The sequence below is a fragment of the Pseudomonas sp. NPDC085632 genome (assembly GCF_044541255.1).
Taxonomy (GTDB): domain Bacteria; phylum Pseudomonadota; class Gammaproteobacteria; order Pseudomonadales; family Pseudomonadaceae; genus Aquipseudomonas.
In genome coordinates this window covers 1-10,146 of record NZ_JBITSX010000083.1, presented here as the reverse complement: position 1 = coordinate 10,146, position 10,146 = coordinate 1, and the positions used below count along the sequence as shown (strand labels likewise).

Here is a 10,146-nt window from a genome sequence, read left to right as displayed (position 1 = left end):
GTCGCACCTACGGGCAGGTCGGCAAGGGCGGCAGCATCATCCTCGGTGGCGAGATCGACGCGAAACTCGCCACGACCACCAGCAACACGCCACGCGCTGCGCCGAAGGCCATGCCGAGGAATCGATCGGTCCCGGACAACCCGGTGACGCGAACCAACTCGCCGATAAGATAATTGATCATTGCGCCCACGATCAGTGTGGCGACAAACATGATGGCACAGCCCGCGATCACGCGAGCCGATGGGGTTTCGATGTATCCGGCGAGGTACTCGGACAGTGAACCACCGAACATCCAGGCGACGACTCCTGCGATGATCCAGGTCACCAGCGATAATGCTTCCTTGACGAAGCCGCGGCTCAAACTGATCAAAGCGGAGATGGCGATGATTGCAACGATCGCCCAGTCAACCCAGGTAAATGGCACAGTGCAGCCTACAGACGGATAAGGCGGCGCATTTTAGCAGAGCGCATGCCTCTCGGTAAGCTGCGATTGTCAGTGCATTTCAATCGAGGCGATAGTTTTTAACCGCGTTCGGGCTGGAAGCGCACAACAAAACCCTTGAGGTTCTGCTGGCGACCCAACAGATCACGCAGACGATCGGCTTCGGCACGCTCGATCAGCGGTCCGACAAATACCCGATTCTTGCCATCGGCCGAGCGGATGTAAGCGTTATAGCCCTGGCTGCGCAGGGTTTTCTGCAGGCTCTCGGCGCTGGCGCGGTTCGACAGACTGGCCAGTTGCACCGACCAGCTCACCGACAGGCCGTTGGCATCGACGCGACTTTGCGTGGTGTCGGGTTTGCTCGACGCCGAAGTGATCGGCTGGGCAGGTGCCGGAATCGGCCTGGCCACGGCGGGCGGCGCAACAGGCTTGGTGATCATGATGGGAGCGGTCGGCGCCGGTGCGACGGGCGCAGCAGGCGCCGTGTCTTCGGCGACTTCTTCATCCGTTGGCACTGGCTCCTGAGGCAAGGCTTGCGGCTCGGGAACGGCCACCGTCTCCATTTGCACTTGCGGCACGACAGGCGCTTGCGGAGCGGCAGGCGCCTCGACAGTCACCTGACGCTGCTCATCCTGACGGGAAAACAGCATCGGCAGGAAAATCACCGCCAGCGCAACCAGCACCAAAGCGCCAACCATGCGCTGCTTGTACGCTTTATCCAGCAAAGCCATTTGCCGCTTCCTCCGTGGAGCGCCGGGCCAGCCATTCAAGGGCCTCGGCGACACAATAAAATGATCCGAACAACAGAATCTCGTCGTCGCTGGTGGCCACGGCACACTGCCCTTCCAGCGCGGCGGCGACACTGTCGTAAGACGTGACCGACGCGCCAAGGTTCTGTAATGCCGTGTGCAATTCAGCTACTGGGCGTGTGCGCGGTGAATCCAGCGGCGCTACAGCCCAATGCTCGACACTAGCATTCAATTCGCCGACAACACCATCCAGATCCTTGTCGGCCAGCAAACCGAACACCGCCAGACGTTTGCCGACCGGTGGCCGCGCAGCCAAACGACGAGCCAGATACTCGGCGGCGTGCGGGTTGTGGCCCACATCCAGCAACAGATTCAGGCGTTTGCCGTTCCAGTCGAACGAGCGGCGATCAAGTCGACCAACCACGCGAGTCGCCTGCAACGCCGCCACAATCTGTTGCGAATTCCACGGCAAACCGAGCAGCAAATACGCCTGCAATGCCAGTGCGGCGTTTTCCATCGGCAGATCGAGCAGCGGCAAGTCACGCAGTTCAACCACTTGACTCTGCGCATCGGTGCCGCGCCATTGCCAGTGCTGATCGGTGATGCCGAGGTCGAAGTCACGCCCACGCAGGAAAAACGGACAGGCCAGTTCACGCGCTTTGTCGAGCAATGGTTGCGGAGGATTCAGATCGCCGCACAAGGCAGGTTTGCCCTGACGGAAAATTCCAGCCTTCTCAAAAGCCACGGATTCGCGGGTGTCACCCAGATAGTCGGCATGATCGACGCCAATACTGGTAACCAGCGCGATATCGGCGTCGACCACATTGACCGTATCCAGACGCCCGCCCAGCCCGACTTCCAGCACCACCGCATCGAGTTTTGCCTGTTGAAACAGCCAGAACGCCGCGAGGGTGCCCATTTCGAAGTATGTCAGGGAAGTGTCGCCGCGCCCGGCCTCGACCGCCGCAAAGGCTTGGCACAGCTGTGCGTCAGTGGCTTCGACGCCATTGAGCTGCACCCGCTCGTTGTAACGCAGCAGGTGCGGAGAATTGTAGACACCAACCCTCAAACCCTGCGCGCGCAGCAATGAAGCCACGAAAGCGCAGGTCGACCCCTTGCCGTTGGTGCCGGTGACCGTGATCACCCGAGGCGCCGGCTGGCCCAGCCCCATACGGGACGCTACCTGTTGCGAACGCTCCAGGCCCATGTCGATGGCCGACGGATGCAACTGCTCAAGGTAGGCGAGCCATTCGCCAAGGGTGCGCTCGGTCATAGGCCAGCAGGGACCGGCGGAACCACGATCGGCTCGATTGGCGCGGCGACGAATTTCGGCGTCGGCTTGCCAGTCATCTGTGCCAGCAGGTTACCCAGACGCGGGCGCAGCTCCTGACGGTGGATGATCATGTCGATTGCACCGTGTTCCAGCAGGAATTCGCTGCGCTGGAAGCCTTCCGGCAGTTTTTCACGCACGGTTTGTTCAATAACGCGCGGACCGGCGAAGCCGATCAGGGCTTTTGGCTCGCCGACGATCACGTCACCGAGCATCGCCAGACTCGCCGAAACACCACCGTAGACCGGGTCGGTCAGTACGGAGATGAACGGAATGCCTTCTTCACGCAGACGCGCCAGCACCGCCGAAGTCTTGGCCATTTGCATCAGCGAGATCAACGCTTCCTGCATGCGTGCACCGCCGGAAGCGGCGAAGCAGATCATCGGGCAGCGGTTTTCCAGCGCGTAGTTGGCGGCGCGCACGAAGCGCTCACCGACGATGGCGCCCATGGAACCGCCCATGAAGGCGAATTCAAAGGCCGAGACCACCACTGGCATGCCCAGCAAGGTGCCGCTGACGGAGATCAGCGCATCTTTTTCGCCGGTCTGCTTCTGTGCAGCGGTCAGGCGATCCTTGTACTTCTTGCCGTCGCGGAATTTCAGACGGTCGACCGGCTCCAGATCAGCGCCCAGTTCGTTGCGACCTTCAGCATCGAGAAAGATGTCGATGCGCGCACGTGCGCCGATACGCATGTGATGGTTGCACTTAGGGCAAACGTCCAGGGTTTTTTCCAGCTCGGGACGGTACAGCACGGCCTCGCAGGACGGGCATTTGTGCCACAGACCTTCAGGCACCGAGCTCTTTTTGACCTCGGAACGCATGATCGAAGGGATCAGTTTGTCTACTAGCCAGTTGCTCATGCTTTCTTTCTCCAGTACCGGCGGCCCGAACGCTCTGGTTCGCAGCCCCGCGTATGCCCTTCAGCTAAATTCATGTGTGTGGCGATGGTGGCTGGGTGACCACGGTCAACGCGAAACATGACCTGCGTGCCCTCCAGAAACCCTCAGCCGCGCCTGCTTTGTGCAAGTGCATTGATGGACGGCGGCAGACTGCCAGCCGTCACATCAATATGGCGCTTTGCGTACCGCGTTGATGAACGCGTGAATCTTTGCGTGATCCTTGATGCCCTTGCTCGCCTCTACCCCACCGCTGACGTCTACCGCGTACGGTTTTACCCGAGCCACCGCGCCTGCAACGTTCTCCGGGGTCAAACCACCCGCCAGAATCAACGGTTTGCTCAAGCCTTGCGGAATCAATGACCAGTCAAACGCCTCACCGGTTCCGCCGGGCACGCCTTCAACGTATGTGTCGAGCAGTACGCCGCTGGCGCTGGGGTAGGCATCGACCGCTGCCGCAATGTCATCACCGGCCTTGACCCGCAACGCTTTGATGTACGGGCGATGCCAGCCTTCACAATCTTCAGCAACTTCATCGCCATGGAACTGCAGCAGATCCAGCGGCACGGCATCGAGGATTTCCCCCAACTCGCAGCGACTGGCGTTGACGAAGAGGCCCACAGTCGTCACAAACGGTGGCAACGCTTTGATAATCGCCCGCGCCTGCTGCACGGTGACCGCACGCGGACTCTTGGCATAGAACACAAACCCGATCGCATCCGCCCCGGCCTCGACGGCGGCCAGCGCATCTTCCATGCGGGTAATCCCGCAGATCTTGCTGCGAACGGCTGACATGTCGAGAAAAACTCCAAGGCAAAATCCGGGAAAGTCCCGGATGGTAACAAAAGCGTTCGAGGGCGTCAGCCGTCAAGTTCGGAGAAACCCGTAAGGAAATGTGGCCCGATAAAACGCTCGGGCAACGGGAATTCGTCGTGGTACTCGACCTGTACCAAATACAAGCCGTACGGATGCGCTGTGACGCCACCGGAACGACGCTCGCGGCTTTCCAGCACTTCCTTCATCCACTCCACCGGGCGCTCGCCGGCACCAATGGTCATCAACACACCGGCGATGTTGCGCACCATATGATGCAGAAACGCATTGGCGCGGATGTCGAGCACGATCATCTTGCCGTGACGGGTCACGCGCAGGTGATGCATCTTCTTGATCGGCGACTTGGCCTGGCACTGACCGGCGCGGAACGCGCTGAAATCGTGAGTACCGATCAGGTGCTGCGCCGCCTCGGCCATGCGCTCGACATCCAGCGGACGGTGGTTCCAGGTGATTTCTTCGTTGAGATGCGCCGGGCGAATCTGATCGTTGTAGATCACGTAGCGATAACGCCGGGCAATGGCTTTGAACCGCGCATGGAAATGCGCGGGCATCACCCGCGCCCAACTGACGCTGATGTCATGGGGCAGATTGATATTGGCGCCCATCACCCAGGCTTTCAGCGAACGATCGACCTGCGTATCGAAATGCACCACTTGCCCGCAGGCATGTACGCCGGCGTCAGTGCGACCGGCGCACTGTAGCGAAACCGGTGAGTTGGCGACTTTCGACAGGGCTTTTTCGAGCTCTTCCTGCACCGTCTTCACACCCGTCAGCTGACGCTGCCAGCCGCTGTAGCGCGAGCCTTTGTACTCAACGCCCAACGCGACGCGGTAAAAGCCGTCGGGGGCCATTTCGGCGACCGGATTATCTATGTTTGCCAAGGTGGGACAGCCTGCTGTTTTTTGCAAAGGCGGGCATTATAAGGCTGTGGTTCAGGGATGCCAGAGGGTTCTCTGTCGCCTGATCGGGCCCCATCGCTGGCAAGCCAGCTCCCACAGTTTCTGTGGCGTACGCAAAACCTGCGGGAGCTGGCTTGCCAGCGATGACAATAGCGCAGACAACACATAATCCGGCACAAACAAAAACGGCAGCCCCACTGGGGCTGCCGTTGTTTGTTTACCGCTGTACTTACGCCAGGTTCGAGAGCATTTCCTTGGCCTCGCCACGCTGCTTCTCGTCACCCTCGGTCAACACTTCGTTGAGGATGTCGCGCGCACCGTCGCTGTCGCCCATGTCGATGTAGGCCTGGGCCAGATCGAGCTTGGTCGCCGCCTCATCGGTGCCAGCGAGGAAGTCGAAATCGTCTTCACCAAGATCATCACTCTTCATGGCATCGGCTTCGGTGAAGGTAGGTTCAGCGATGCTTTGCGATAGACGATCGAGCTCGGCGTTGACGTCATCCAGCTCAGACGCGAACGCATCCGGCTCGGCCGCTGGATTACTGTCCATTTCGTCGGCCAGCGACAGGTCGAAATCGGCCGGCAGTTCCAGATCATCCTGAGGCAAGTCAGCGACGACCGGCGGCTCGACGGGCGGTAGATCCTTCACGCCTTCGTCCAGATCCAGCAGGAAGTCATCGTCCGCCAGGTCAACCGCTGGAGCCGTCGGCTCGGCACCGAGGTCCAGATCGAGGTCGAAGTCCGACAGATCATCCAGATTTTCTTTGATCTCGGTCTGCTGTTGCAGCACCGACTCGAAGCTCAGGTCATCGTCCGCCGGGAATTCGTCCAGCTCAACCGGCGCTTCAGGCTCAACCACCGGCGCGGGCTCTACCGGCGTGATGTTGTCGAGATCGTCCAGGCTCAGATCAAACGCGCTGTCGAGGTCATCTTCCACTGGCGCCGGTGCTTCAGGCTCATCGAGCAGCAGATCCTTGACGTATTGCGCGTCCAGCTCGGCAGCCACGGCAGCAGCGGCCAGACCCGCAGCCGCGACGACGGCCATGGCCGGAAAGCGGCTTTTCAGCTCTTCGACCTTGGCGAAGTTGTCGCCATTGGCGACCAGTTGACGCTCCTGACCGACGAACGCATCGCGATCGCCCTGCTGACCGTAGACTTCCATCAGTTTCAGACGCAGATCACTGCGCTGCGGCTCAAGACTGACGCCCTCTTCCAGCAGCGCGGCAGCCTGATTCAGGCGACCGGCGTTGATGTGCGACTGCGCCTTGTCGAGCACGTCGTCGGAACGCTCGGCGGCCGGCGCCACCAGCGGCGCAGCAATCGGTTCAGCCATCACGATCGGGGCGACTACCGGAGCCGCTACGGGTGCCGGAGCAGGTGCAGGAGTGTTGAGCTTGACGCTCGCCGCCGGAGTGTCCAGACCTTCGAAGCTGCTTTCCGGCAGATCCTGCTCGGCGGAGAACTCCTGTTCTTCCGACAGGGCACGGGCCATGCGCAGATGTTTCTCGGCTTCCTGCTGAGCTTTGCGGCGACGTGCCAACAGCAACAGCAGGAGCAGCAGAACGACAGCACCGCCACCGATCAGACCCAGCAGGATCGGATTGGTCAGCAGCTCGTTGAAGGTTTTCTCTTCATCGACAGGCGGCTTAGGCGCTACCGCCGGCTCAACTGGCGTTTCAGCCGGCGGCGCAATGGCAGACTCTGGCGTCGGCGCCGCTTCTGCAGGAGTCGCTGGCGGCGTGGCAGCCAGTTCAGCGGTAATTGCAGGTACTGCCGGCGCAGCAGGATTGGCAGCCGGCGCAGCGCCCGCTCCTTCGGCCTGTAGTTTCGCCAACTGATTGTTCTTCAGCTCGATCAGTTTTTGCAGCTTGTCCAACTGGCTTTGCAGATCGGACATGCGGCTTTTCAGTTCCTCGTTGTCACGACGAGTCGTGTCGAGGCTTTCCTGAGTGACCGCCAGCTTGTTGCTCAAGGCTTTGGCGTCGCCGGCCGGGCCTTTGCCGCGCACCTTGGCGCTTTCGGCGGAGACCAGACTCAGATTGTCCTGGGCGTTCTGTGCCGCACCGGTATTGCCGCGACCACGGTTGGTCGCATCGAGTTGCTGCTGACCGGTGCCTGGCTTGGCCACATAACGACGGCCCGAGCGCCAGGCTTCGTTCTGCGCCGCGACTTCGGCAATCGCCTTCGACTGTGGCAGCGCCGTGCTTTGCACGGAATCCGGCAGGCGCAGCACCTGACCGGTTTTCAGGCGGTTGATGTTGCCGCCGATGAACGCATCCGGGTTCAAGGCTTGAATGGCCAGCATGGTCTGCTGCACCGAGCCGCCGGTACGCGCCTTCGCGGCGATTTCCCACAGGGTGTCGCGCGGCGTGGTCGTGTATTGGGTCGGGTGCGTAGCGCCAGTGGTCGGCGCTGCGATGGTCTGCGACGGCGCCGGTTGTGCGGCGGCGTCAGCGGTCTGCGGCGAGAATTTCGACGGATCGAGCAGCACGCTGTAATCGCGCAGCAGACGGCCGTTCGGCCACATCACCTGCACGAGGAATTTGACCATCGGTTCCGACAGCGGCTTGCTCGAGGTCACGCGCAGCACGCTTTTGCCGCTGGCGTTGAGTACCGGGGTAAATGTCAGATCATTGAGGAAGGCCTGGCGATCGACGCCGGCCTTGGCAAAATCTTCGGCTGAAGCCAGGCTCGGCACCACTTCGGCAGCGGTGAGATCCTTGACGTCGAGCAGCTCGATTTCAGCCACCAGCGGCTGGTTCAGGGTCGACTTCAGGGTCAGTTCCCCGAGCCCGAGGGCATGCGCCATACCGGAGGACAGCGCCGAGGCGGCCGCTATTGCTAACACCAGTTTGCGAACTTGAACCATAGCCTCATCCTTTGTTTGAACGTTCCTCGGCCAGCGAGAAGATATTGATTGTCGCTGCCGTAAGGCATTGCGCGCGACGACGACAGATGTCGCGCGCGATCATTTCTTTGATGCCCCGGAAAGTCCCGGAGGGTGAAACGTTATCAAGCGATCTGGGCAAGCATAGCGCTCACCTAGAATCAGTCGACAAATTGTTGCCAAGTATCTTTTACAGCAGGTCTTTTATCAACAACTCAGCCACCTGCACAGCGTTAAGGGCCGCGCCTTTGCGTACGTTATCTGACGTCAGCCACAGATTAAGTTCCGCCGGGTCGTCGACACCGCTGCGCACGCGCCCGACATAGACCACGTCCTGCCCTACCGCGTCACCCACTGCAGTCGGGTAATCGCCGGCTTCGACCAGTTCGATACCGGGTGCATCTTCGAGTGCAGCGTTGACCTTGACCAAGTCAACGGCGCTCTTTGACTGCAAGGTCACGCTAAAGCTATCGCCAAAAAACACCGGGGCTTGAACGCAAGTTGCGGAAATCTTTAATAAAGGCAGCGCCAGCACCTGACGCAACTCGCGCACCAGGCGTTTTTCCAGCAGTGTATGGCCCTGCGCGTCAGGTGTGCCGACCTGCGCCAGCAGGTTGAAGGCCATCTGCCGATCAAAGAACGTCGGCTCCAATGGGCGCATATTGAGCAGCTCGGCGGTTTGCCGCGCGAGTTCGGTAACGGCTTCGCGCCCTTGGGCGGATACGGCCAGATTGGCGGTGACATGCACCGATTGCAGATCGAGCATTTCAAGCAGCGGCGCCAGCACCACGGCCAACGAAGTGGCCGATGGGCTTGGGCTGCTGACCTGAAACGGCGCTGTCAAAGCGGCGAGCACTGCGGCGTTGGCTTCCGGCACCACTTGCGGCGCCTGATCGGCCGGCAGGGCGCCGGACAGGTCGATCAGCGAGCAACCGGCGGCATGTGCGCGGGCGGCGTAGCTCAGGGTGATCGCCGGGCCGGCGGCGAAAAACACCAGTCTGACCTTGCTGAAGTCGAACTCATCGACTTCGCGCACGCGCACGTTCTTGTTGCGGAACAGCAGCGAGCTGCCGGCGGATTCGCTGCTCGCCAGCAGGTGCAGGTTACCGACCGGGAAGTCGCGCTCTTCGAGAATCTGTACGAGGGTTTCGCCGACAGTACCGGTGGCGCCGATCACGGCAATATCTAGGGTCTGGGTCATGGTGCGAGCCTCTGGCGAAACGGGGGGAGCGGCACTTTACCGGGTGACTGGCGCACAGGCAATTTCTGCCCACACGGATCGTTCCCACGCTCTGCGTGGGAATGCCGCATCGGACGCTCTGCGTTCGGCTTGTAAAGGGACGCGGAGCGTCCCGGGATGCATTCCCACGCAGAGCGTGGGAACGATCGGCATAAAAAAACCCGCACCTCTTTCAAGGCACGGGCTCTTTCATTACTTCAAGCAATCAACGCTCAAGCAAAATCCGCAGCATGCGGCGCAGCGGTTCGGCCGCGCCCCACAGCAGTTGGTCGCCTACGGTGAAGGCACCGACGAACTGCGAACCCATGTTCAGCTTGCGCAGACGACCGACCGGAACATTCAGGGTGCCGGTGACCTTGGTCGGGCTCAGCTCCTGCATGCTGATCTCGCGCTGGTTCGGTACCAGTTTGACCCAAGGGTTGTGTTGGCTGATCAGCCCTTCGATGTCGGCGATCGGCACGTCTTTGTTCAGCTTGATGGTCAGCGCCTGGCTGTGGCAACGCATGGCGCCGATACGCACGCAGATGCCGTCGACCGGGATCGGGCTCTTGAAGCGACCAAGAATCTTGTTGGTCTCGGCCTGAGCTTTCCACTCTTCGCGGCTCTGGCCGTTCGGCAGTTCCTTGTCGATCCACGGGATCAGGCTGCCGGCCAAAGGTACGCCGAAGTTTTCGGTCGGGTACGCTTCGCTGCGCATGGCGTCGGCGACACGACGGTCGATGTCGAGGATTGCGCTGGCCGGATCGGCCAGTTGATCGGCGACAGCGGCGTGGGTCGCGCCCATTTGCTTGATCAGTTCACGCATGTTCTGCGCGCCGGCACCGGAGGCCGCCTGATAGGTCATGGCGCTCATCCACTCGACCAGACCG

At 61.0% G+C, this 10,146-nt stretch carries 8 protein-coding genes and 1 pseudogene; all 9 read right to left on the bottom strand.

Translation table 11 applies throughout. From position 1 onward, the window contains the following. Positions 1 to 46: 46 nt before the first annotated feature. Positions 47 to 424, bottom strand: a pseudogene (locus ACIF4X_RS28495) (CvpA family protein); the annotation flags it as partial. Positions 425 to 522: 98 nt separating this feature from the next. Further along, entirely contained in the window at positions 523 to 1,173 is a 651-nt protein-coding gene (locus tag ACIF4X_RS28490) for an SPOR domain-containing protein (RefSeq protein WP_397484616.1), read from the bottom strand. Then, positions 1,157 to 2,464, bottom strand: a complete 1,308-nt coding sequence (gene folC, locus ACIF4X_RS28485; RefSeq protein WP_397484615.1) for a bifunctional tetrahydrofolate synthase/dihydrofolate synthase — start codon at positions 2,462 to 2,464, stop codon at positions 1,157 to 1,159. The genes ACIF4X_RS28490 and folC overlap by 17 nt, the downstream gene beginning before the upstream one ends. Further along, on the bottom strand, positions 2,461 to 3,381 hold the full coding sequence (gene accD / locus ACIF4X_RS28480; protein ID WP_007913458.1) for an acetyl-CoA carboxylase, carboxyltransferase subunit beta: 921 nt from the start codon (positions 3,379 to 3,381) through the stop codon (positions 2,461 to 2,463). Before accD ends, folC begins: the two co-directional genes overlap by 4 nt. A gap of 204 nt (positions 3,382 to 3,585) precedes the next feature. Further along, positions 3,586 to 4,212, bottom strand: coding sequence for a phosphoribosylanthranilate isomerase (locus ACIF4X_RS28475; RefSeq protein ID WP_397484614.1), 627 nt, complete (start codon positions 4,210 to 4,212; stop codon positions 3,586 to 3,588). Between the two features lie 65 nt (positions 4,213 to 4,277). After that, entirely contained in the window at positions 4,278 to 5,102 is an 825-nt protein-coding gene (gene truA / locus ACIF4X_RS28470; RefSeq protein ID WP_397484617.1) for a tRNA pseudouridine(38-40) synthase TruA, read from the bottom strand. Between the two features lie 277 nt (positions 5,103 to 5,379). Further along, on the bottom strand, positions 5,380 to 8,019 hold the full coding sequence (locus ACIF4X_RS28465; protein ID WP_397484613.1) for a FimV/HubP family polar landmark protein: 2,640 nt from the start codon (positions 8,017 to 8,019) through the stop codon (positions 5,380 to 5,382). A 208-nt stretch (positions 8,020 to 8,227) separates the two neighbouring features. Then, positions 8,228 to 9,238: an aspartate-semialdehyde dehydrogenase gene (locus tag ACIF4X_RS28460; protein ID WP_397484612.1), complete on the bottom strand. Its 1,011-nt coding sequence runs from the start codon at positions 9,236 to 9,238 to the stop codon at positions 8,228 to 8,230. A 244-nt stretch (positions 9,239 to 9,482) separates the two neighbouring features. After that, the coding region (asd, locus tag ACIF4X_RS28455; RefSeq protein WP_397484611.1) for an aspartate-semialdehyde dehydrogenase at positions 9,483 to 10,146 on the bottom strand (664 nt) is incomplete at its 5' end.